The 24957-nt window shown below is 41.6% G+C and carries 17 protein-coding genes; 9 read left to right on the forward strand and 8 right to left on the reverse strand.

Annotation, left to right across the window (positions count from 1 at the left end; translation table 11 throughout):
- Positions 1 to 283 precede the first annotated feature (283 nt).
- From spt to WKF66_RS05225, 3 genes are read left to right on the forward strand one after another with little or no spacing between them, the layout of a single operon-like run.
- The gene (gene spt, locus WKF66_RS05215; protein ID WP_489673363.1) at positions 284 to 1495 is read left to right on the forward strand and encodes a serine palmitoyltransferase; all 1212 of its coding nucleotides are present in this window, start codon (positions 284 to 286) and stop codon (positions 1493 to 1495) included.
- Positions 1492 to 2610, forward strand: coding sequence for a GNAT family N-acetyltransferase (locus WKF66_RS05220; RefSeq protein ID WP_489673364.1), 1119 nt, complete (start codon positions 1492 to 1494; stop codon positions 2608 to 2610). The genes spt and WKF66_RS05220 overlap by 4 nt, the downstream gene beginning before the upstream one ends.
- Positions 2607 to 3596 carry an NAD-dependent epimerase/dehydratase family protein gene (locus WKF66_RS05225; protein WP_489673365.1) on the forward strand — a complete coding sequence of 330 codons (990 nt, stop codon included), beginning with the start codon at positions 2607 to 2609 and terminating at the stop codon, positions 3594 to 3596. The genes WKF66_RS05220 and WKF66_RS05225 overlap by 4 nt, the downstream gene beginning before the upstream one ends.
- Here WKF66_RS05225 and xseB read toward each other — a convergent pair.
- From xseB to WKF66_RS05240, 3 genes are read right to left on the reverse strand one after another with little or no spacing between them, the layout of a single operon-like run.
- Positions 3593 to 3796, reverse strand: a complete 204-nt coding sequence (gene xseB, locus WKF66_RS05230; RefSeq protein ID WP_489673366.1) for an exodeoxyribonuclease VII small subunit — start codon at positions 3794 to 3796, stop codon at positions 3593 to 3595. The genes WKF66_RS05225 and xseB overlap by 4 nt on opposite strands.
- Complete coding sequence (gene xseA / locus WKF66_RS05235; protein ID WP_489674213.1) at positions 3774 to 5165, reverse strand: exodeoxyribonuclease VII large subunit; 1392 nt, start codon at positions 5163 to 5165, stop codon at positions 3774 to 3776. The genes xseB and xseA overlap by 23 nt, the downstream gene beginning before the upstream one ends.
- A complete protein-coding gene (locus WKF66_RS05240) occupies positions 5140 to 6171 on the reverse strand; it encodes a S66 peptidase family protein (protein WP_489673367.1) in 1032 nt (343 codons plus the stop codon). Before WKF66_RS05240 ends, xseA begins: the two co-directional genes overlap by 26 nt.
- A 172-nt stretch (positions 6172 to 6343) precedes the next feature.
- Between WKF66_RS05240 and WKF66_RS05245 the strand changes: the two genes are divergently transcribed.
- From WKF66_RS05245 to WKF66_RS05255, 3 genes are all read left to right on the forward strand, one after another.
- Positions 6344 to 7375: a DUF6807 domain-containing protein gene (locus WKF66_RS05245; protein ID WP_489673368.1), complete on the forward strand. Its 1032-nt coding sequence runs from the start codon at positions 6344 to 6346 to the stop codon at positions 7373 to 7375.
- Positions 7376 to 7461: 86 nt separating this feature from the next.
- Complete coding sequence (locus tag WKF66_RS05250; RefSeq protein WP_489674214.1) at positions 7462 to 8760, forward strand: 3-keto-disaccharide hydrolase; 1299 nt, start codon at positions 7462 to 7464, stop codon at positions 8758 to 8760.
- 8 nt (positions 8761 to 8768) lie between these two features.
- The gene (locus WKF66_RS05255; protein WP_489673369.1) at positions 8769 to 10127 is read left to right on the forward strand and encodes a Gfo/Idh/MocA family protein; all 1359 of its coding nucleotides are present in this window, start codon (positions 8769 to 8771) and stop codon (positions 10125 to 10127) included.
- An 80-nt stretch (positions 10128 to 10207) separates the two neighbouring features.
- Here WKF66_RS05255 and WKF66_RS05260 read toward each other — a convergent pair whose 3' ends face one another.
- The 3 genes from WKF66_RS05260 to WKF66_RS05270 all read right to left on the reverse strand — a co-directional run bounded on the left by WKF66_RS05260 (position 10208) and on the right by WKF66_RS05270 (position 15452).
- Positions 10208 to 11893, reverse strand: coding sequence for a sodium:solute symporter family transporter (locus tag WKF66_RS05260; RefSeq protein ID WP_489673370.1), 1686 nt, complete (start codon positions 11891 to 11893; stop codon positions 10208 to 10210).
- 117 nt (positions 11894 to 12010) lie between these two features.
- Positions 12011 to 14005 carry a hypothetical protein gene (locus WKF66_RS05265; protein WP_489673371.1) on the reverse strand — a complete coding sequence of 665 codons (1995 nt, stop codon included), beginning with the start codon at positions 14003 to 14005 and terminating at the stop codon, positions 12011 to 12013.
- A 13-nt stretch (positions 14006 to 14018) separates the two neighbouring features.
- Positions 14019 to 15452 carry a 3-keto-disaccharide hydrolase gene (locus WKF66_RS05270; RefSeq protein ID WP_489673372.1) on the reverse strand — a complete coding sequence of 478 codons (1434 nt, stop codon included), beginning with the start codon at positions 15450 to 15452 and terminating at the stop codon, positions 14019 to 14021.
- Positions 15453 to 15609: 157 nt separating this feature from the next.
- On the opposite strand from WKF66_RS05270, the gene WKF66_RS05275 reads away from it, so the two are divergent.
- Entirely contained in the window at positions 15610 to 17403 is a 1794-nt protein-coding gene (locus tag WKF66_RS05275) for a PQQ-dependent sugar dehydrogenase (protein WP_489673373.1), read from the forward strand.
- Between the two features lies 1 nt (position 17404).
- Here WKF66_RS05275 and WKF66_RS05280 read toward each other — a convergent pair whose 3' ends face one another.
- Complete coding sequence (locus WKF66_RS05280; protein ID WP_489673374.1) at positions 17405 to 18052, reverse strand: hypothetical protein; 648 nt, start codon at positions 18050 to 18052, stop codon at positions 17405 to 17407.
- Positions 18053 to 18221: 169 nt separating this feature from the next.
- On the opposite strand from WKF66_RS05280, the gene WKF66_RS05285 reads away from it, so the two are divergent.
- Positions 18222 to 20405: a bifunctional alpha,alpha-trehalose-phosphate synthase (UDP-forming)/trehalose-phosphatase gene (locus WKF66_RS05285; protein WP_489673375.1), complete on the forward strand. Its 2184-nt coding sequence runs from the start codon at positions 18222 to 18224 to the stop codon at positions 20403 to 20405.
- A 19-nt stretch (positions 20406 to 20424) separates the two neighbouring features.
- Complete coding sequence (locus WKF66_RS05290; protein WP_489673376.1) at positions 20425 to 22209, forward strand: glycoside hydrolase family 15 protein; 1785 nt, start codon at positions 20425 to 20427, stop codon at positions 22207 to 22209.
- A 59-nt stretch (positions 22210 to 22268) separates the two neighbouring features.
- Here the strand turns inward: WKF66_RS05290 and ligD are convergent, their stop codons facing one another.
- On the reverse strand, positions 22269 to 24950 hold the full coding sequence (ligD, locus tag WKF66_RS05295) for a DNA ligase D (protein ID WP_489673377.1): 2682 nt from the start codon (positions 24948 to 24950) through the stop codon (positions 22269 to 22271).
- Between the last annotated feature and the right edge of the window lie 7 nt (positions 24951 to 24957).

Here is a 24957-nt window from a genome sequence, read left to right on the forward strand (position 1 = left end):
CCTGCCCTTAATCACATTGTGAGTACCTCGCATCAGCCTTAAAGCATTAATTTTTATAAGTAAAATGTAATATTTAATTTAAAAAGTAATATATTCAATCCTGGTCGACTTTTATGTTTTGTTTTCTCTGTTTATGGTCTTAGATTTGGGAAGTTTATTTGTTGGCATAAATGTTGACTTTTAACTGAATGTAAAAAAGGTGTTATCAAACAGAGCAAATGATCCCTAATAATAAACCGAACTACAATACAATCAGCTCTGTAATCTAAACATAAGGACTAGCATGCGTAAAAAATTACACGATAGGATAGCTGCTTTCAAAGACGCTACAGCAATCAAGGAAAAAGGATTATATCCTTATTTCCGGGCAATTGAATCTGGACAAGACACGGAGGTGATTATAGATGGGAAGAAGGTGTTAATGTTTGGCTCTAATTCCTATCTTGGATTAACGAATCACCCTGAAATTAAAGAAGCTGCTAAGAGAGCAATTGACAAATACGGCACGGGCTGTGCTGGCTCAAGGTTCCTAAACGGTACGCTGGACATTCATATTGAATTAGAAAAGAGACTTGCTGCCTACGTTGGGAAAGAGGCCGCCGTGTTATTCAGCACAGGCTTTCAAGTAAACCTTGGCGTAATCTCCTGCTTGCTCGATAGAAACGACTACTTGATTCTTGATGAATACGATCATGCCTCAATCATTGACGGCAGCAGATTATCATTCTCAAGGTCTATAAAATATGCGCACAATGACATGGACGATTTGCGTAAGAAATTAAGCAGACTTCCTGAAGATGCCGCTAAGCTCATCGTTGCTGATGGAATATTCAGTATGGAAGGTGACCTTGTAAATCTTCCTGAAATTGTTAAAATCGCTGACGAATTTGGAGCTAATATCATGATGGATGATGCACACAGTCTGGGTGTCATCGGACTTAATGGCTCAGGTACAGCTTCTCATTTTGGATTAACAGACAAGGTAGATTTGATCATGGGAACCTTTAGTAAATCACTTGCTTCTTTAGGAGGGTTTATTGCTGGAACAGAAGAAACGATTGAATTTGTTAAGCATCGCGCCAGGTCGTTAATGTTTAGCGCAAGCATGCCTCCTGCAGCGGTTGCCAGTGTGATTGCAGCGCTTGACATTATTGAGTCTGAACCAGAACGCATTGACCAGCTATGGGCCAACACTAATTATGCAAAGAAACTATTGGTTGAAGCAGGTTTTGATATAGGCCATACCGACAGTCCAATTATACCTGTTTATATCCGGGACAATGACAAGACTTTCTTAATTACGAACATCTTAAGTAAGAATGGAATATTTGTTAATCCAGTAGTGTCCCCTGCAGTACCGTCTGACTCTTCTTTAATTAGATTCTCGTTGATGGCTACTCATACTTTTGAGCAAATAGAGGAGGCAGTAGAGAAACTTACAGCAGCAGTGAAACAGGTTCAAGTCCAAACAAAAGCGCAAGTAATCATTTCATGAGAAAAATCGTTGCTGTAAGCAGCAAGAAACAATTAGCAACCTTTATTGATTTTCCACATGATCTTTATGCTCAAGATCCAAACTATGTTCCAGAGCTTTTTATAGCTCAGCGCGATCTACTTACTACCCATCCATTCCATAAACACTCTTCGCTGCAGTGTTTTTTACTGTACGATGAAGACAAGGTAATAGGTCGTATAGCGTCCATATTAAACAACAGCCACAATACATTGAATAATGCCAACGATGGCTTTTTCGGATTTTTCGACTGTATTAATGATCAAAATGCGGCAGATCTTCTAATAAAGACCGCTGAAGACTGGTTAAAAGAGAAAGGTATTAGCGGGTCTTTAATTGGTCCGGTTAATTTCTCCACTAATGAAAGCTGCGGACTACTCATCCAGGGATTTGATTCTCCTCCGGTAGTGATGATGCCTTACAACGCAGAATATTATATCACCTTACTGGAATCTGCTGGACTAAAGAAGAAAGTTGATCTTATTGCCTGGAGATTTACAGGCGATGATTACGACGATCGGTCTGTAAAGTTGTTGAGTCGCCTTGAAGAGCGTTTAACACGCAATGGGATCACAATACGCAAAATTAATTTAAAGAAATTCAAAGAAGAGGCTGCCAGTCTACGGGAGGTGTATAATAAAGCCTGGGACAAAAATATTGGTTTCAGTCCTTTAAATGATGAAGAGTTCGATTATCAAGCGAAAGATCTAAAGTTGGTGCTGGACAAGGATTTCTGTTTAGTCGCAGAAAAAGACGGTAAATTAGTAGGCTTCGGTGTAGCAATACCTGATATGAATCAGATACAGATCAAGATCAAGAAAGGCCGCTTGTTACCTACAGGATTATTCAAACTTCTATTTGGCAAAAGTAAGGTAACCGGGATCAGAATTCTCTTACTGGGAGTGGTTGACGGTTACCGTAAAATGGGAATTGAGGCTTGTATCTACGCCCGCATCATCCAGGCTTACCGCGAAAAAGGCTTAAAGTATGCGGAGGCTGGCTGGACCCTGGAGCATAATGATTTGGTCAATAATGCTATCATTGCAATTAAGGGTGATCCCTACAAGAAATACAGAATCTTCGAGAAAAGCATATGAGCGAAAAGGTGCTAATTACTGGTGCCACAGGTTTCGTTGGTTATCACTTGATTGATCAGGCACTATCGGCAGGACTTGACGTTCATGCAGCAGTGCGTGAGCATAGTGACATAAGTCATTTGAAGTCTTTTAAGATTTCATATGTGAATCTAGATTACAGTTCCGTTGAAGAACTTAAAATTGTTTTAGAGACACATCAATTTGATTACATCATTCATGCTGCAGGCATCACTAAAGCGAAAGATCAAGCCATTTATAATAAAGTAAATGCTGAATTTACCAGAAACCTAGGCCTTGCAATTAGCACTGCTAACTACACAATCAAGAAGTTCGTCTTCATCAGCAGTCTTGCGGCAATCGGTCCTTTAACACATCTTAAGAAGGAGCTGCAGGATAATTCACCAGCACACCCAGTGACGAGCTATGGCGCAAGCAAAATCCTTGCAGAACAGTATCTTTCCGAAGTATCCAACCTGCCGTTAATTACAATGAGACCGACCGCAGTTTACGGTCCGCGTGAAAAAGATCTCTTCATTCTTTTTAATACGATCAACAAAGGGCTCGAACCTCATATCGGAAATTTCGAACAACAGCTTAGCTTTGTTTATGTGATAGACCTGGCTCAGATAATCGTTAAGGCGCTTTTCTCCGATATTGTGGGCGTTTCCTATAACGTTTCTGATGGCAATACTTATGATCGTTATGCATTGGCCATTGCTATAAAAAAGGCGTTAGGGAAAAGTACTTTCAAGTTTCATCTTCCAATTTTCGTAGTCGATGCGCTCGCATCGGTTATGGAACTACTTTATAGCCGGAGTAAAAACACGCCAACCTTAAATAAGGAAAAGATGGCAGAGCTCACAGCAATAAACTGGGCCTGTAATATACTAAACATTAAAAACGAATTAGGCTTTACACCTCGTTTTGATCTCGAAAAAGGAGTTACAGAGACCGTGAATTGGTATAAAGAAAACAACTGGCTCTAGCTGTTACCTTCCATTTGCTTGATAATATTGTTCACTTCGGTTTCAGTAGTGCGTAACTTTGCCTGACAATATCCGATTAGTATCGACGCTCGCTTAACTTTGTCGGCTAGAACATCGACAGACACAGATTCATTTTCAATATCGTAAGCAATATCAGTGAGCTCTTTATAGGCCGCTTCATATGTCAAATTCTCTTCCATCGTATGTTGATTTTGATTGTACAATTGTTTTAACTTCTGTGGCTGCGAAGGTTACAGTCATCTCATCCCCTTCCCGAATATCGTCAGCACTACTTTGTATCTTCTCCTTAATTTTCACTATTGCAAATCCTTTGTTAAGAATGTTCTGCGGACTCATCATTCTAGCTACCGATTGAAAATGGGCAATTTGACCTCGCTGACTATGTAAATAAGATTTATTGTAAGATTTTAAATTAGCAATTACATTTTTAAGATCTTTTACCTTGTCGGATAGAACAATCCGTGGGTTGTTAAGGACTAAGCGGGACAGATTAACAATATTTTTGTAGTAGCTATGCAAAAGATCTTTCGTCGAATTTACCATGATGTTATTCAAATGTCCGAGTCTCTCCTTCTGCTGCGTGAGTGATTGAAGGGTTTTTATTAACATCATTTTTTGCATGCTGAGGATGGTTTCTTCAAATCTACGGTTGTGCGCTATGATAAATTCAGCTGCTTTTGTAGGCGTCTTTGTTGCTGTATGCGCCATAATATCAACTATGGTTTCATTTTTTTGATGACCAATACCCGTTATAATTGGTATTGGAAATTTAGCAACAGCCCTGCTAAGTTCATAATTATCGAATACCAGAAAGTCCATCTGAGCGCCTCCGCCACGAATAATGACCAACGCATCATAGGTATTTTCCGATTGGAAAGCTTCAATGATTTTTCCCACAATTTGCGATGCATTTACTTCTCCCTGAACAAGCGTAAAATAGTCGTCTATTTCGAAATGGTACCTAAAAGGATTCGTTTCAAGTGTATGCTTGAAATCCAGATAGCCAGCGGAAGTTTCCGAAGAAACAATGGCTAACCTTTGGATTACGCTTGGTAATTTAATTGAATTATTTCTGGTGACATACTGCTCGCCTACTTTCTGAATAAACTGAGCGTTTTCTTTGACCAACCGTTCGAGTGTTTGGTTTCTCTGTTGTTCAAACAAGCCAAGGGTATAGTTCGTGTCTATATCCAATAGGTTCAGTTGCAGACCGAAAGCAGCGCTGTACTGTACAGAAACCTGAATTAAGACATTGATGTCGTTCTTAAATTTCTGGCCAGTAGCATTTTCAAAGTTCAATATATTTAAGGAGGCATTGCCCCATGCCCTCCCAGCTATCTTTGCGATAATTTTCGATGATGCAGAATCCTTTTCTACAAGTTCAAAGTAATGGAAGTTCGCCTGAGCCTTATAGGTGTAATTGGTGATATCTGCTATCACCCAATAAGTCTGCTTAGCAAAGACATGATCAAGCGTCTGTTGGATATGTCCAGTAAGCTGAGACAGCTTAATTGAATTGTGGCTAGATAGAGACAAGAGATCCTCCATTCTGGTCAACCGTAAAGATATGCCTCGCGCCGCATTTAAGCGCATAATTGTCAACCTGATGACCAACGGGGAAATCAAAGCAAAGTGGATATTTGTAGTCTTTTACCTTTTCTAGTACCAATTCATAGACAGTCTTACCAAATTCATAGCCTGGTGTGTCAGCTTTTACCTTAAAACCTCCAATAATCAATCCCTTCAAATGCTTCAATTTTCCTGTTCTCTTAAGATTCCATAGCATTCTGTCTATGCTGTAAAGCTGCTCTTGTGTGTCCTCCAGAAATAGAATTTTTCCATGGGTTGTCAACTCAGAGGAAGTTCCAGCGGCCGTCTCGATCAAACTCAAATTGCCTCCAACCAATGCGCCTTCCACCTTACCATATCTATTATAGGTTGATGCAACTGCAGTATATTTTACTGGCTCACCACATAGGGTTTGGCGGATCGACAATATAGTTTCAATTTGCATTGGAGTCGCATCGCTCCACTCAGTAGGAAAGCTATTGCACATTTTTGAATGTAAAGTTGCGATACCATACCGAGAATTAACGTGACTATGTAGCAAAGTGATATCGCTAAAGCCAATTATCCACTTGGGATTACCTTTGAATGCATCAAAATCAATCTGGTCAATTATTCTTACCACACCGTATCCTCCCCTGGCGCACATAATTGCATTTATGGCTGAGTTGTCAAGCATCGCCTGGAAGTCGGCCAACCGCTCTTGATCTGTACCACCGAGGACAAAGTCCTTTTGACCAACTGATTTTCCTATTTCTACCTTAAAACCCCAGCTCTCCATCAGTTTAACACCTGCTTGCACATCTGCTATCGAAATGTAGCTGGCTGGACTTGTGATGCCTATAGTGTCACCCCTTTTGAGATAGGGCGGTATTTTGAATCCAGACGGTAGTAGGCGACCCAAACCACTTCCATTCCCTAAGCTTCTTTGTACCGGCAGGATGGCACTGGCGGTCAATAAAAAGGAAAGAAAGTGCTTGCGTTTCATCAGCGAAAAATTGATTACAATAATAAGAGTTATTACCCATATCAACTATTCGGTGCCGCAATCGTTTTCGTAATTTTTCAGTGGTAAGGGCGGTTATTGAGGAGTTTTTACGTAAAGAAGGCTATATTTATTTAAACATCCCTGAAATAGTGGAACGACCTAACCAAATATCATGAACAAATTCTTACTTCTTGCCTGCTCGTGTTTCACGCTGCAAGCCAGTGCTCAAACGAAAAGCGTTAAGGTAATAGAGAACAAGACTGAAAAGAGTGTAGCTGTGATGATCGATGGAAAGGCTTTTACCAGTTTGATCTTTCCAGACAATATGGAGAAGCCGGTACTATACCCTATTAACGCCGCCAATGGCGCAATCGTTACCAGAGGGTTTCCATTGAAAAGTCGGGATGGTGAACGCACAGACCATCCTCACCACATCGGTTACTGGCTTAATTATGAAAGTGTAAATGGCCTGGACTTCTGGAACAATTCTTATGCGATACCGGCAGACCGAAAAGCTAAATATGGATGGATCAGGAACGTGAAGGTAACAGGAACTAAAAGTGGCTCAAAAGTGGGCGAGGTATCCTACACCGCCAATTGGGAAAACCAGGACAAACAGATTTTATTAAAGGAACAAACGAGATTTTTATTTAGTGGAGCGGATGATTCAAGAACTATTGACAGAATAACTACGTTAACTGCTCAAAATGACACCGTTCGTTTTAAAGACATAAAAGATGGCATGGTAGGGCTTCGTCTTACCAAAGAACTCGAGTTTGCCTCGGACAAAGTGGAGGAGTTTACAGACAGCCATGGCAACATCACAAAAGTTGCAGCATCCGGTAATGGAGCAAGTGGAAATTATTTGACCAGTGAAGGTAAAACTGGTGCTGGAGTATGGGCCACCAGGGGTATTTGGTGCATGCTTTCTGGTGTTAAAGAAGGCAAACCACTCTCTGTTGCTATAATTGACCATCCTAAAAATCCCGGCTACCCTACATACTGGCACGCCCGTGACTATGGACTTTTTGCCGCAAATCCACTCGGTCAGGAAGTCTTCAGTAATGGGAAGGAAAAACTTAACCTTACGCTAAAACCCGGGCAGTCCGTCACGTTTCGATATCGGATGCTAATCACCACCAATACAGAAGTTAAACCGGAAGCATTAAATGAACTCGCAACTGCATTTGCCAAAATGAACTAGCCCGTAAATTGTCAACACCTACAATGAGAAATACAAAAATACTAATCGTCTCTGCGCTAATTATCGGCGCCATCCCGCTTTCTTCAATGGCCCAATCTGGTAGCTGGCAAAACCTTTTCAATGGTAAAGATCTAACAGGTTGGAAACAGCTGAATGGTAAGGCCAGTTATACGATCGCTAATGGCGAAATTGTAGGAACTACAGTATCGGATGAGCCAAATTCTTTCCTGGCAACTGAGAAGACCTATGGTGACTTCATTCTTGAACTGGAGCTTATGGTCGATAACTCGATGAACTCAGGTATTCAGATTAGAAGCGAGAGCAAATCAGACTATCAAAACGGCCGTGTACATGGTTATCAGGTTGAAGTAGATCCCTCCAGCAGGAAATGGAGTGGCGGAATCTATGACGAGGCAAGACGCGGTTGGTTGTACCCGATGGATATTAATCCAGCTGGTCAAGATGCCTTCAAAAAGGAAGGCTGGAATAAATACAGAATCGAATGCATTGGCAGTTCAATAAGAGTCTGGCTCAATGGCATACCTACTGCAAATGTTGTTGATATTCTTACACCAAGCGGCTTCATAGCACTTCAGGTGCATGCAATTGGCAAGAACGATAAACCAGGGAAACAAATCCGCTGGCGTAACATACGCATTCAGACCACCGGTCTTAAACCTAGTAAAGCAGGTGGGATATACGTAGTCAATATGATCCCTAATAACTTGTCTGCGCAAGAGAAGAAAGAAGGGTTTTCATTACTATGGGATGGCAAAACTACTACCGGCTGGATCGGTGCCTATAAAGATAAGTTTCCGGAAAAGGGTTGGAATATTTCCAATGGAGAATTAAGCGTTGACAAAGCAACAGGATCAGAGTCAACGAATGGAGGAGATATTGTTACTGTAAAAGAGTATGGTCCCTTTGAGCTTAAGTTTGATTTTAAACTAACAGAGGGCGCAAACAGTGGTGTCAAGTACTTCGTAACACTGAGTGAGGGAAATAAAGGCTCTGCAATTGGCATGGAATACCAGGTCCTGGATGACCTAAGACATCCGGATGCTAAGCTTGGCAAAGACGGGAACCGTACTTTAGGTTCTTTGTATGACCTTATCGCTAGTAAAAAGATAGCGAACTCCACCCGATCAATTGGAGAATGGAACCGCGGTTTTATAAGAGTTTACAAAGACAATAGAATAGAATATTGGTTAAACGGGATTAAGGTAACGGAGTTTACCCGGGGCACACCGGAATTCCAGGCATTGGTTGCAGCAAGTAAGTATAAAGATTGGAAAGGGTTTGGAATGGCACCTAAAGGCCATATCCTTTTACAGGATCATGGCGACCGCGTGTCATTCAGAAGTATCAAAATTAAAGAGCTTTAATATAAATCATGGAAGAGTCTAGAAGAAATTTTATCAAACAGTCTGCCATCGCCACGGCCGCCACCTATGCAGGTACAATGGGCTGGTCAGCCAAAAGTTACAGTAACATCATTGGCGCCAATGATCGGGTCCGCGTAGGAATAGTTGGTTTCTCCGACCGATTTAAAGATGCGCTGTTACCAAGCTTTTTGAACCACAATAAAGAGCTGAATTTTGATATCACAGCTGTTTCTGATCTTTGGAATTATCGAAGAGGTTTAGGTGTAGAACATCTCAAGAGCAAGTTGGGTCACGACATCACCGCGTGCAGAAATAATGATGAGTTGTATGGACTAAAAAGCATTGACGCGGTAATCATCAGTTCACCAGATTTCGCACATGCCTCGCATGCCGCTGAAGCGGTTAACAACAAGTGTGATGTCTATTGTGAAAAGCCTTTTGCAGAAACGATGGAAGATGCAAGAATGGCTTTAAAGGCTGTTAAATCATCTAAGCAAGTTTTCCAGATTGGATCTCAAAGACGTAGCGGAGGCAACTATAAGGCCGCGTCGGAGTTCATAAAAGAAGGTAAGTTTGGAGACATTACTATGGTTGAACTGAGCTGGAACGTTAATCAGCCAGGTAGATGGCGGAGACCAGATTTAGTGGGCAAGCTTAAGCAAGAAGATACCGACTGGAAGCGATTCCTATTAAACCGTCCTTTCGAAGAATGGGATCCTCGTAAATATTTAGAGTTCAGGCTATTTTGGCCATTTTCATCGGGAATGCCAGGCCAATGGATGTCCCATCAGATCGACACTGTCCACTGGTTCTCAGGCCTGAAGCATCCGCGCAGTGTAGTAGCTAATGGGGGAATCTATAAGTGGAAAGATGGTCGCCGCAATTGGGATACGACCACTGCAGTATTTGATTATGGCAAGGAAAATGATCCAACCACTGGTTTTCAGGTAGTATTTACATCCAGAATGCACAATGGAGATGAGAATCCGGCGGAGATCTACTATGCCAACGGAGGAGAGCTGAACCTGATCAACAATACGGTTTCTCCAAAAGGAGGCTTATCTGCAGGGGCTGCAAAGGCGATGAATATGCAAGCTAACCTGCTACCAGAAATAAAACTTAGTGAGATGGTAGAGAAAGTTGCCGCATCCGCAAACACCGGTGGTGATAAACTTACTTCAGCTCATATGCGAAACTGGATGGAGTGTGTAAGAAGCAGAAAAGAGACCAATGCACCGATTGAGGCAGGATACTCTCACTCTATAGCAAATATCATGACCAACGCAGCGATAAGAACTGGCCAGAAGGCAACTTTCGACGAAGCGAAGCAAGAAGTAATGGTAGGCGGTAAAGTCTTCAAGTACTAATAACAATAAATACAATAAACAAAGAGGCCGGATGAATTAATCATCCGGCCTCTTTGTTTGTTTAAAAGACTCTTTGCAGACTACCAGAAGGCAGTGTACAATGCGACTATCATTGCAAAGATGATCAATGACCCGATTGCGAAAGAATTCGATACTTTAAACATACTAGCATCAACTTCCAGCCCGTTGGTTTTGACACCTTTTCTATACTCAACCATACTAATTATATACATACCAATTATACATACAACAAATACGATAACCATCCTATCCATAAATGGAATCTCAAATACGCCTGCAGAGTTTGCAGCCGCCCAGCCAAATTCATATAGCGGGGAGAGATCAACCCACCCAGGTAAGAATTTCAAGATCACAGATACAACAAATCCACCTATCGTAGCAAACATCGCCGCATTCGAAGTGGTCTTTTTCCAGAAGAAACCAAGGATAAACATTGCGAATATACCCGGAGATACAAAACCAGTGTACTCCTGGATGTATTGGAAGCCTTGTTTACCTTCGCCCATTAGTGCATCCCCAATGATTAGTGAAAGTACCACCGCCAACAACATCGAAACCACAACAGTGATCTTTCCAACGTTTACCAATCTGCCTTCACCTGCAGAAGGATTGAACGCTTTTTTGTAAATGTCTAACGTAAAAATTGTTGCAATACTATTTGCTTTACCAGCTAAAGAAGCTACAATCGCTGCCGTTAATGCGGCAAAAGAAAGTCCTTTTAAACCGATCGGCAAAAGCCCCAATAATGCCGGATAAGCTTTATTAGGATCCTGAATACCTGACGAGGTCAACAAATCGGCTCCACTTATTCCTGGAACTTTTTCTTTAATGATGTAATACACTGCAATACCTGGAATAACGACGATAACAGGCATTAACATTTTCAAAAATGCCGCAAAAAGCAGTCCAGCTCTCGCAACTGGTAAAGAGGCACCAAGCGCTCTTTGAGTGATATACTGATTACATCCCCAGTAACTCAGATTCGCGATCCACATACCTCCAATAATAACACTTAGTCCAGGAAGATCGAGATAATTGGGATTGTCTTTCTTAAATATTAAATGGAAGTGCTCTGAAGCTCCGGATCTTAGAATATTGAATCCTTTAACAATTCCCTGTTCACCAGAAATCATATTTAAAGCAATATAAGTGGCAACTAGTCCGCCAAGTACTAAAAAGAATACCTGAATAACATCAGTATACCCAATTACTTTCATCCCTCCGAGTGTAATAATGATAGCAAAGATTGCCAGTCCCAAAATACACAGTGTAATTGGAAGATCTGAGATACCGCTAATCGCCAAGGCTCCTAAATAAAGGATAGACATCAGGTTAACAACGATATAAAGCATTAACCAGAAAACAGCCATAATCATTGCCACCCGCTCATTATAACGCTGACTTAAAAACTGCGGCATCGTGAAGATCTTGTTCTTCAAATATACCGGCATAAAAAATACTGCCACGATGATCAGAGTAGCAGAAGCCATCCATTCATAAGCGGATATCGCCAAACCAAGTTTGAAACCGGAACCGCTCATCCCAATCATCTGCTCGGCAGAGATATTGGAGGCAATAAGTGAGGCACCAATTGCCCACCACGTTAACGAACCTTCTGCTAGAAAGTAGTCCTTTGAATCTGCAGAGGCAGTCTTCTTTTTGTAATAGATATAAAATCCGTACGCTGATACAATTATGAAGTATATAAAGAATACAACGTAATCATAGGTGTCTAATTTATTCATTGTTTATACCGGTTGTGAGGTTCTAAGAGGGTGTTAAAATAAAATATTTATTTGATATAATCTTCAACTTGTGAGGATTATACCAAATAAATATCAGTAGTAAGTTATCGTAAATGACTATTTAGCCAGCGAATTAATGTATGCTGCAATCTTCAATCCATCGGCTTTAGTAACCTGCGGCATAGGCGGCATTTCTGTCGGATATGTCGGCCAGTTCTGTGGCTGTGGATTGTGAATCAATGAAACAATTTTCTCAGCTGTGTATTTGCGTTTAGCAACCTCTGAAAATGCAGGACCAACCAGTTTCTTAGTTGGGTTGTGACAAGCTACACAAGTGTAACTGGTTAACAAACCTTTCACCTGATCATAAGTTGGTGCAGTAGTTTTACCAGAATTTGCTACAGCTGAATTAGCAGCTGCACCTTTAACTTCTGGTGCATTCTTAGATGGCGACAGCACTTTACCAGGGATTGTCCCCTTTTTAACACCGCCCGGAATTGTAGAAACGGTTTTATCATTTGATGAATTTTTCGTACTCAATTCAGACATTGATAATTTGTCTCCGTTAGGAATACTGTTCAATGTATAGTAAGCGATTGGGTGCAATATAGAAGCAGCACCAGCTCTTTCTTTCACACCTTCAACAGTCAGGGTGTGAATGTAGTACTGACGTAAACCATCCATAACCAATCTAGCTCTTAAACCGTCAGCAGATACTTTCACTCCTTTGATTTTCAATGCCTGTTTGTTGATCGGTGGCGAACCATATACCGGGTGATATTTATAAAGGTAGCTTTCAACATTATAAGAAGATAAGTCGTTAGCCGTTTTCAAATCAACCGGGTTTGTAAACTCAATTTCAAAACCATCAGGCATTGCCCTAACAGCTTTCATTTCAAAGGGAGTTTTCGCTGGATTGTAAACTAAACGCTCAAGACCTTCATTTGCATCACCGGCAGAACCCCAACCACGGTTGCTTTCACCTACAAACAGTGAATTGTCAGTACCCCATGACATTCTTAAAACTCCAGAACGGAAACCGCTTCTGAACATAAACGATGCACCTTGTTCTACACCATTAACCGTTTCAAAAAAGATACGTGAAATGATACTCATACCTTGATCACCAACCAGGATCTGACCTTCGAACGGTCCAAAAGCTCCTGCGGGAATCTTTGTTGGCTCCGAAGTAGAGATACCTAGAATACCATAAGGTAGCCATACAGAAGGCAATCTTAGTTCAGGGAAGTCTTTCTTCATCTCCCAAAGCATTTTGAAGTTCTCGTCAACTCTGTTTTCCGGCTTGATCGCTCTGCCTTCAGCGTTAACATCTCTTCTTTCATTAATTTTAGATCTGAAATACTCTTCAGTTAATTTAACTGGAGAATCAGATCTGCCTGTCCATCTAAGTCCAGCAGGGTGTCCGATAAAATCACCTTTATTAACTCTCCAAATTGCACCCGATCCTACCCAGTCTCCCTGGTTATCGGTATAATATAATTGTCCATCAATAACAGCTGGTCCAGCAGGTGAACGCATTCCTGTAGCCCATGGCTGCATTTTACCGTCTTCTGTTATATTCATTGCCCAACCACGCATTGGAACACGGCTCTCGCCACGATACCACATTTCATCACCAAAAGCAACGTTACCAGTTACGAAGAATGATCCGTCAGGAGCGATTTTTGGTCCGAAGCTGTACTCATGATAGTGACCGCTTAATGGCCATGCATAAACGGTTTCGTAAACGTCCGCTTTGCCATCCATATTGTTATCTATCAATTTAGTTAGCTCACCACGTTGTGCACAATATAATGCGCCATCTTTATAAGCTAATCCTAAAATCTCGTGCAATCCACTTGCAAAGTGACGGAAGAAAGGTCTGTTGCTTGTTGGATTCTCAACAATATAAACATCACCCCTTCTCGTAGATATTCCAAGGTCACCATTCGGTAGTGTTACCAACCCCCCTACCTCAAGTATCAATCCTTCGGGTGTCCTTACCTTATTGATCTTGAAGAAATCTTCTTCCTTTGGTGTTTCCTGAGCAAACCCCGTTGTAAAACTGAAACTTAAAGCCAGCATTGCCAGCATTTTAAAAGTATATTTCATTATCTAAACGCCTTTAAAATAAAATAGAATAATTTAACTTGCCACGTACAAGAACAATTAAGTCTTTCTTGCCATTCGCATCCCTGATCACAGGTTTGGTTTTGATGTCGTCAAATTTGATATAAAACGACTGACCATCTATAAGGTATACACCTTTTGATGTCTCCTGAATATCAGAGACTCCAGTAGCTAATAATGCATATACATTATCAACTGGCGAAGCAAGGCTGATCTCTCTGCTTAATCCCTGACCACCATCTAATACTTTGATTGCATCAGTAACCTTGGTGCCGTACATTGTGTAGGTAAAAGTTGGACGATTCTGATCATCGATCATATAACCTTTCGTGCGGAAACCAGTTCCCGTTGTATCTGCTAACCAAGCTGCGTTTGCGTCAGCAAGTTTTGCCAATGCAGGTACAGGAGTCTTAGTGAAAGTGGTTACACTACCGCGAGGTCTGGAAGTACCGTTACCTCGATCATGCCACATTGGAGTCGCATCAACGAAATCACCATGCCATGCCTGGAACAGATATCCATTATCTAGATCATAGCTATAGTGTACTTGCGAAGGACTGCTTACAGAGATCGCGTGAACTACTTTAGTTCCACCTGGAATGTCTACAAAACTGCGGACGTTCGGAGTAGTAGCCACATTGATATAAATCGGATCAGTATCATTCCCCCTTTGTCTGCTTACCGCATCGGCCGGCAACTTAGAGAATTTAATGTTTTTGAATGCAACAGCACCATGATCACCTTGCAAGCGCAATGCACCAAGTGGTTTTTCAAATCCGTTAGCTCCTCTGGTAGATCCGAACAATTCAACATTATCATGAATTTGAACACCATTCAGTTCGATTGAAATGATACGTGCATTTTGAGTTTTTTTCAACGAACCATCAAACTTTGCAGCTTGAAAAGCTATTCTGATATGTTGCCAAAGGCCTGGTGCCTTACTTGTATTCTGACGTGGAGCATGTCCTTCATATCCTTGTTTTCCTTCTGGTTTAGTATCATCCCATCTGGCATAGATACCGCCATTATTAGAAGCAGTTGAATTCAACATACCCCAGGAATCTTCCAGTTGAATTTCGTAGATGCCTTGCAAATAAATTCCTGAGTTGGCTCCTTTTGCCATCAGGTAATCAAGTTCAAGAACGATGTCACCATGCTCTCCCACCGTAAGCAGATCAGCACCGGCAATTTTCTTTGTTGGTTGGTTCACCAGGACCCCCGTCCCTTTCGTGATGTTTAAAACGTTCACTTCATTCAGATTTGCAGTTACGCCACCCGCGACCGACCATGTCTGACCCGGGTTTTTGAATGCTGAAAGATCTTTAAGATCAATTCCTGATTGATCAGCTAATTGCTGACCAGACGCAAGCGCAGTTCCTAACAACCACACAAAAGCGGTCGTTCCAAACTTTAGGTAATTAAGTTTCATACTGTGTTTTAGGTTTAAAAAGTCTAAAAGTAGCAAAATCGTGGATTAATCGTAAACTTTGTAAAATAATGATTTTGTTACAATCTCGAATATAGGTGAAAATCTTGAAGATATCTTTCTATATTTAATTTTTGAAACCAACACACATTAAACTTTCATGAAAGCACCTTTGAAATTAGTACTGTCAGGCGTAGTCCTGACTTCGCTTTTTGCATTTACCCAATTTAAAACGACAGGCGTAATTAGCAAAATCACAAACAAACTAGCCATTGACACACCAGATCAGAACAGATTCGTGAAGGTAACCCTTACGCAGGGACAATTTACCGAGCCTACTGAAATAGCCGTGTTACCGAACAAGGACGTTCTAATCTCTCAGAGACGAGGAGAATTCCTGATCTATAAAAATGCTACTAAAACCCTGAAAGATGCAGGAAAACTAGATGTTTATAGCAAAACAAGCGTTAAAGATGTAAATGCAGAAGAAGGCCTCTTAGGCCTCGCAGTAGATCCAAATTTCGCGACTAATAGTTTTGTTTACGCGTTCTATAGCCCTATCGCAAAATCGGTAAACCGCTTGTCACGTTTTAAACTTGTCAATGATATAGTTTCCCTGACGTCTGAAAAAGTGATCCTGGAATTTTATTCTCAAAGAGAAATTTGCTGCCACACCGGCGGTTCAATTGCTTTCGGTCCCGGTAACCTGCTGTATGTATCTGCCGGTGACAACTCCACACCGTTTGATACCAAGGCTCCAAATGACAAGTTCCAGAATAAAGGATTTGCTCCTTTGGATAACCGCCCTGATCTGCATCAATACGATTCAAGAAGATCAGCGGGTAATACGAACGATCTAAGAGGAAAGATCTTAAGAATTAAAATGAACGCTGATGGAACATACAGTATTCCTGACGGCAACTTATTCGCTAAAAATGATCCTAAAGCAAAACCTGAGATCTTTGTAATGGGTAACAGAAATCCATATAGAATTTCAGTCGACAAAAAAACTGGTTATTTATACTGGGGTGAAGTAGGCCCTGATGCTCAGAATGACGACCCTAACAGAGGACCAAGAGGATATGATGAGGTTAACCAGGCACGTAAAGCTGGTAACTTTGGGTGGCCATTATTTATTGGCAAAAACTATCCTTACCGTGCGTATGATTATACAAATGGTCAGAGTGGTGATGCATTTGACCCTGCTGCGCCAATCAATAATTCACCTAACAACACTGGTTTAACGCAATTACCACCAGCACAGCCTGCATATATATGGTATCCTTATGCAGTATCGCCAGATTTCCCTCAGGTAGGTGAAGGAGGCCGTACAGCAATGGCCGGTCCTGTATTCTATACTAAACCAGGCATTACCTCATACCCTGCCTACTATAACGGTAAGCTTTTAATCTATGAGTGGGTTCGTGGTTGGGTTAAAGCGGTAACTATGGCGCCAAATGGCGACTATGTTAGCATGGAGCCTTTTATGGGTAATGTACCACTTGCTGCTCCAATTGATATGGAACTTGGTCCGGATAACAAATTGTATGTTCTGGAATACGGAAAAGGCTGGTTTGCAAAGAATCCTGATGCAGCTCTTGTGAGAATTGATTACAACAATGGCGCAGTAACTAAACCCGCCACAGTCGCCAAAGCGGGCGCAACAACTATGGGTCACCAGACTGGTGCTGCTTCCAAAGAAGCCATAGCAAAAGCTATTATGGCTAAAACAGATTGTACGATCTGTCACAAAACGAATGAAAAATCTGTAGGTCCTGCATTTCAGGCAGTTGCAGCCAAGTATAAAGACGATCCTAAAGCAATGGATTATTTAACTAATAAAATCATTAAAGGTGGTGCAGGTGTTTGGGGCGAAGTTCCAATGCCTCCGCACACAACTATGAAGGTTGCTGATGTTAAGTCTATCGTTGATTGGGTCTTAACACTTAAATAAACTATTTTACCTTACCACCTATATTTACGACGGCACCGATCGTAAATATAGAATTTCCAGCACTTATGAACTTCCGGCTATTTAGCCCGAAGTTCCCGCTGGAGGTATACTGTAACTGGAAAGTATCACTCAACCTCATACGGGTGAAAAAGATCGGCTCTAAAAACAAATTACCTTCCCTCGGCTGCCCGATTCCATTGATTAAAAAGGTCTTCATGTTTACATGACTAATCCTGACCGCGGTTCCATAATTGATTGGGAACGCTTTCCCAAAGAGTTTTAAATTATTGGCTTTTCTGGAGCTGTAATTCACCTGAAAAAAGGTTTTACTATACGTCGTTTCCTGCTGCTCTGTACTTGTTAAAATGTCGTTATCGTAGTTAAAATAGGTTCGGTCAGTTCTGCCCCCTCCATATCCTGCATAAACTTCTATGATGCGATTGTCGTCAGGACCAAATGAACTGAAGTACCCACCTCCTATTTCGCCAAGCTTCTGTTTTAAGTCCTTTCTGCTGCCATCATTATTTAAATAAGACAGGCTTCCAATTACACCAAAATGGTTCGAAGCCGCGTAAGCACCGTTTAAACTTAGGTTGCCTCCAAGGGACGCATGGGCGCCACCGCTAAATTCTCCTTTTGTACTCAGCATGGGGGTGTTAGGAACATTTGGTAGGTAAAGAGAGGAGCAGGAACATAAACTTGCAACGGCTAAAACAGGCAACAATTTTAAAAAAGACAACTTCATAAGGATAGATTATAAAGCGCCAAATTAAAAAGAAAATAAACAATTAACGCTTGATGTCGTTGTTTTATGTGATATGACAGGTGATAACAGAACTATAATAGTATCAAATCGTCTCCCGGTAAAGATCACTGAGCAAAACGGCGAATATATACTACAGGCTAGCGAAGGCGGCTTAGCAACAGGACTAGGCTCGGTATACAAAACCGGTAATAATATTTGGATTGGATGGCCTGGAATTGAAGTCCCGGAGGATCGGCAGGAAGAAGTCAGACAGAAACTCACCGCTTTAAATCTCATACCTGTCTTTCTAAGTAACGAAGAAATCAATCTTTACTATGAAGGATTCAGCAACGAAACCCTATGGCCAATCTTTCACTATGTCGCTACCTATGCCAATTTCGAACAAGACTACTGGGATTCCTATAAAACCGTCAATGAAAAGTTTAGTCGGGAGGTCATAAATCATATCGGCGACAGAGACACCTTATGGATTCATGATTATCAACTGTTACTGCTTCCCTCCTATGTAAGAAGTAATATGCCGCAAGTAACCATCGGCTTCTTTCAGCACATTCCGTTTCCATCCTATGAGATATTCCGGTTGATTCCCTGGAGAGAAGAAATTATTGATGGGATTCTAGGTGCCGACCTTTTGGGTTTCCATACCTTCGATGACGTGCGTCACTTCCTAAGCGCCGCTTCCCGTCTGTCATCAGCGAAGCTTTCAGAAAATGTACTTATTCATAAGAGCCGCCAAATTGTAGTGGAAGCCTTCCCAATGGGAATCGATAATGATAAATTTGATGAGTTAACGAAAAACACCAAAGTATCCAGGCACTCCGCAGCTTTTAAGGATGTGCATAAAAATCAGAAGATAATTCTATCTATTGATAGACTGGATTACTCCAAAGGAATCATACAAAGGCTTCAGGCGCTGGAACTATTGTTGCAGCTTCATCCTGATTATATCGAAAAGATTGAACTGGTTATGATCATCGTACCTTCGAGAGACACAGTTCCAAAATACAAAGAGTTACGGCACAATATTGATCAGTTAGTTGGCAACATAAACTCCCGGTTTAGAACGATGAACTGGATGCCCATTCATTACTTCTACCGCTCTTACTCGATAGAATATCTATCAGCCCTATACTCTGTAGCGGATATCTGTTTAGTTACTCCGATGAGAGATGGCATGAACTTGGTTAGTAAAGAGTATGTCGCTTCCAGAACCAACAATGATGGCGTATTAATTCTAAGTGAAATGGCAGGTGCATCTAAAGAACTTAATGATGCGCTTATCGTTAACCCAAATAATATTGGTGACATTATGCGGGCAATCATCGAAGCTATAAAAATGCCTCTGGAAGAGCAGGTTACGCGCATGACCAGTATGCGGTACATCGTAAAGAAATTCAATATTAACCTTTGGGTTAAAAACTTTATGGAGAAATTATCAGAGGTTAAACAAATGCAGGAGTCTTTACTTACAAAATACGCATCGCCGGCTATCCGAGCAGATATTGGTACTGCTTATGCTAACGCGAAAAATAGATTTATCTTTTTGGATTATGATGGAACCCTCGTTGGCTTCCATGGCGACATCAATAAAGCCGCACCGGATGAAGCTCTTTATACTATCTTAACTAAATTAACACAAGATCCTGCAAATAAGGTGATACTGATCAGTGGTCGCAACTATCAAACGCTTGAACAATGGTTCGGTCACTTAAACGTGGATCTGATCGCAGAACATGGCGCATGGCAAAAGCATCTGGGTGAAGAATGGAAGGTGCTGCCATTACTGACCGACAAGTGGAAGAATGAAGTAAAAGCAGTACTGGATGCCTACACCGACAGAACGCCGGGGTCATTTATTGAAGATAAAAGTTACTCACTGGTCTGGCATTACCGACGTGTTGAAAAAGGACTTGGAGAGCTCAGAGCCAATGAAATCACGAACCATCTGCGAATGACGATTGCCGACAAGGGGCTTCAGATGTTAGAAGGGAATAAGGTGATTGAATTCAAAAACATTGAAGTCAATAAGGGCAAAGCCACTCAAAACTGGCTGTTAGATGTCCAGCCGGATTTTATTATTGGATTTGGAGATGACCATACGGATGAGGACATATTTAAGGCGCTCCCAGACGGGGCTTTTACCATTAAAGTAGGCAGTAACATTTCTGCAGCCAAATATTATTTAAAAGATTATAACGAGGTCAGGGAATTACTTACTACATTTTCAGACTTATAAAACAATCGGGCAACCTAATATGCAAGAAAGACATACCTATCAAACTGGTATCATCGGAAACTGCGCCTACCTCGCGCACGTGAATAAAAATACAAATATAGATTGGCTTTGCTGGCCAAGGTTTGACAGTACTTTCGTGTTCGGAGGTCTACTGGACGCCGATAAAGGTGGTGAATTCTCTATTCGCCCAAGCGGTGAGTTTGAGTCTAACCAATTCTATTTTGAAAATACAAATGTCATCTGTACGGAGATCACTAATTCAGAAGGCACTTATAGAATCACGGACTTTGCACCGAGATTTTATCAGCATGAACGCTACTATAAGCCATTGATGTTGATTAGAAAGATTGAAACGATCATAGGAAATCCAAGAGTTAGAGTTGTGTGTAAACCTGTAGCTGATTATGGAACAATAAAACAACTCGGACACCGTGGAAGTAATCACATTGAATTTACAGGTGCAGATGAAGATATGCAACTAAGTACCAATATCTCTCTAAGTTATATAGAGGATGGTAAATATTTTGCACTCAATGAAACAAAGTATCTGATCTTAACATACGGACACAATCTCGACGCACCTATCAACAGCACGGCTGAGCGCTTCTTAACAGAGACCATCAATTACTGGAGGCGCTGGATCAAACACTCAAGTATAGCCATCTTCTATCAACCTATCGTTATACGTTCTGCATTAGTATTGAAAATTCATCAATATGAAGATACAGGCGCAATAATAGCAGCCAGTACGACCAGCCTCCCCGAGTCTCCGGGGAGCACTAGAAATTGGGATTACCGATACTGCTGGATGCGTGATACTTACTATGTGATCAATGCGCTAAGTCACATTGGACACTTTGAAGAAATGGAAAAGTATTTCGGTTATGTGACGGATATCTCCTTTAGAAACGATGAACGTTATCAGCCATTATTTGGAATCGCAGGAGAAAGAGTACTTACAGAGCGTATACTCGACCATATAGCCGGCTATCAGGGCAACCAACCCGTTCGTATAGGAAACCAGGCTTATGAACACATTCAGAATGATATCTATGGTCAGGTTCTCGTGTCTATGTTGCCTCTTTATACAGATTCCCGTTTTATCTTTAAAGAGCGGCGAGACTCTTCTCAGTGGCTCGACTATTTGCTGACTAAAATTGAACATACCATTGATGAGGAAGATGCCGGCATCTGGGAATTTAGAAATCTTGCTCACATTCATTGCTATACTAATCTCTTTCAATGGGCAGGTGCAAATGCAGCGCTTAAAATGGCCAAGACCATTGGCAATGCAGAGTTTGAAGAGCGGGCCAGCATCTTGATTAAAAAAGCGGCTCAACACATTGAAGACTGCTACGATCCGGAACGAAAAGTATATAACCATGCTGTAGGAAGTTCACATCTTGATGCCAGTACGCTGCAGCTCATACTGATGAATTACCTTGATCCGAATTCGCAAAAAGCGAAAGATCATCTGATGGCGCTGGAGCAAGAGTTGAAAGCAGAAAACGGTTTGTTCTACAGGTATAAGCATACAGATGACTTCGGGAAACCGAAAACCACATTCTTAATTTGTGCTTTTTGGTATGTTGAAGCGTTGGCTTGTGTTGGTAGACTGGATGATGCAATCAGGGAGTTTGAGTCGATAATCAAATATGCCAATCATTTAGGCCTGTTTAGCGAAGACGTAGATGAAAGTAATGGGAGTCAGTGGGGTAACTTCCCGCAGGCCTATAGCCATGTTGGCTTAATGAACGCAGCGCATCGCATCGCGATAAAACTAGACCGACCAATATTTTTGTAGCGCTTAACCGGTAACGAGCGTCACCCTGATGACGCTCCGTGACCGTTCGTAACAACGCCTTACTCAAACATGCTTTTCGCTTTCTTGATCGTCTCTTCCAAGTCGATGCCTTTGCCAAGCACACCTTTGAAAAGGTCCCCCTCTGCCCTAACCCGTTCTACTGCATTCGCAATAGTAAAATCTTTCATTTGCAAACCTTTCTTAACTTCCTCCCAATGCAGTGGCATGGATACCGTAGCTCCAGGTTTTGGTCTTAACGAGTAAGGTCCCGCAATAGTTGCCCCGGGCCGGTTTTGCAAGAAATCTAAGTACATCTTACCATCTCTGTTTGCAATCATCCGTTCCACACTCGTAAAGTCTGGGAGTTGCTTGTGCACAATATTGACAATGATCCTGGCAAAAAGCTGACTTTGATCGTAGTCATACTTTGCAGCCAGGGGAATGTAAATATGTATGCCCGTTGAACCGGAAGTCTTACAGAAGGAAGGAACACCGATTGTGTCCAGAATTTCCTTAACCACATTTGCAGTTTCAACCACCTGGTCAAAAGTCTGTTTATCGGGATCTAAATCAATTACACAGTAATCCGGATGGTCTGGAGATGTCGTTCTGCTAAACCAAGGATTCATTTCGATGCAACCTAATGATGCCATCCATAGCAGCGATGCCTCATCGGTGCCCACTAAATACTCCTTTTCTTCACCGTCACTGGTAGAATAAGGGAAGGTGTTCGCCCAATCAGGAGCGGAGTCTTTGACGTTCTTTTGATAAAAGCTCTTTCCGTGAATTCCTCCCGGAAATCTGTTCAACGACATTGGCCTGTCTTTTAGATAAGGAAGAATATAATCAGCGATTTGATAGTAGTAGTTAAACAAATCCCTTTTGCTAATATTCTCCTCAGGCCAGTATAGCTTGCTTAAATGGGTAAATTTTAACTCATGACCATTGACTTTCCTGACCTGCGTTTCATCTTTCGGATTTAAGAGCGTCTTTTTCGTTTCGCTCTTAGGCGGTTTTAAACCGGTTTCGTGCACCTCAGTCTCCGAACTCACTTCTTCTACAACCTCTGCAACTTTATCAACCAAATCTTGTGTTGGCGCAGCAACCTCCCGGATAACCTCTTTTGCCTTCTTGTCAATCCTCATGCCTTCAAAGGACGGGTGTCGAAATACACCGTCACTGGTTACTTCTGCAAATGCAATCTCGCAAACCAGTTCCGGTTTAAGCCAGGTCGCTTTTGCCTTCGGTGGATTTGGTCTGAAACGCGAAGGCTTATTGATGTCAGGCACCTCTTTAAATGGGCTTTCATCGGTAATTAAGGGCTCGAATTGCGCCATCATCTCTTTTTGAAGCTTTACCGAAAAACCGGTTCCAACCTTTCCAACATATTCTAATGCACCGTCAACATAAACAGCAAGCAACAAAGAACTAAAGGGTTTAGTGGTGTCGGTATTCTTGGTATATCCGGCAATAATTACCTCTTGCCTCTTATGCACTTTGACCTTTAGCCAATCCTTCGAACGGAAATCAGGCACATAAATACTGTCTTTTTTCTTTGCAATGATTCCCTCAAGGCCCATTTTCTCCGCAGCACGATAAAAATCAATCCCATTGGTAGTAAAGACTTTGCTTAACCTGACCCGATCATCATCTTGCGGCAACACCTGTTCCAAAAGCTTTTGCCGCTCATGAAGTGGAAAATCTTTCAGATCTTTTCCATCATGCCAGATCAGATCAAAAACATAATAAACAAGCTCTCCATCAGCTTCACTTCGCCAATTCTGCAGATCTCCAAAATTAGAGATCCCTTTTTCATTTAGCACCAATATCTCTCCATCAAATACTGCGTCCATTTGAAAGGTCTTCAACAGCTCATAAATCGGATAGAATTTCTCCTTGAAGCTCTTATTGTTCCTGGAGACTAAGTCAACTTCGCCTTTATTCAAAAACGCTAGCGCACGGTAACCATCCCATTTAACCTCATATTGCCAGTCCGGGTCGTCAAAGGGCTCATTTACCAGCGTCGCAAGCATAGGCTTCATACCCAAACGAATTCCTAATTCACTGTCTTTTTTTACTAATTTCTTTTCAGACTTGGGTCCCCGTTTCGCTTTTGCCTTTACAGGAGCCTCGTCAGTTCTATTGCTATGCCACACCTGATCACTGTCCTTTTCTACTTCTGCAATGGTCTGATGCGATAAGACAGATTTGTCTTCCTTTGTAATGTCTTCGGCAGACGCAAAATCGTCTTTATGTTTAATTAACAACCAACTATTTTCAGCCATACCATGGGTCTTGACCAAGGCAAATTCACCTTTGAGCTTTTCGCCATGAAGCTTGATCTTTAGCGACCCCGCCTCCAGCTGCTCCAATAAATGCTTCTCTTGTGCTTTCTTACCCTTGATGTCCTCAATGGGCTCGTAAGTTCCCTGGTCCCAAACAATAACAGTCCCTCCCCCGTATTCTCCCTCAGGAATTATCCCCTCAAAAGTCCTGTAGTCAAATGGGTGGTCCTCTACCATCATGGCTAGTCGCTTCATCTTAGGATCAGTTGATGGTCCCTTAGGCACGGCCCAGCTTTTCAACACCCCCTCCATTTCCAAACGGAAATCGTAATGGAGACGTGATGCATCATGCTTTTGAATAACAAAAAGCAATTTGTTCTTATCACTGCTTTTACCAGCTTTAGGTTCCGCAGTTTTGCTAAAATCGCGCTTGTCCTTATATTTCTCTAAGCCCATAAGAATT

Origin of the sequence: Pedobacter sp. (assembly GCF_037719805.1) — a bacterium.
Taxonomy (GTDB): domain Bacteria; phylum Bacteroidota; class Bacteroidia; order Sphingobacteriales; family Sphingobacteriaceae; genus Pedobacter.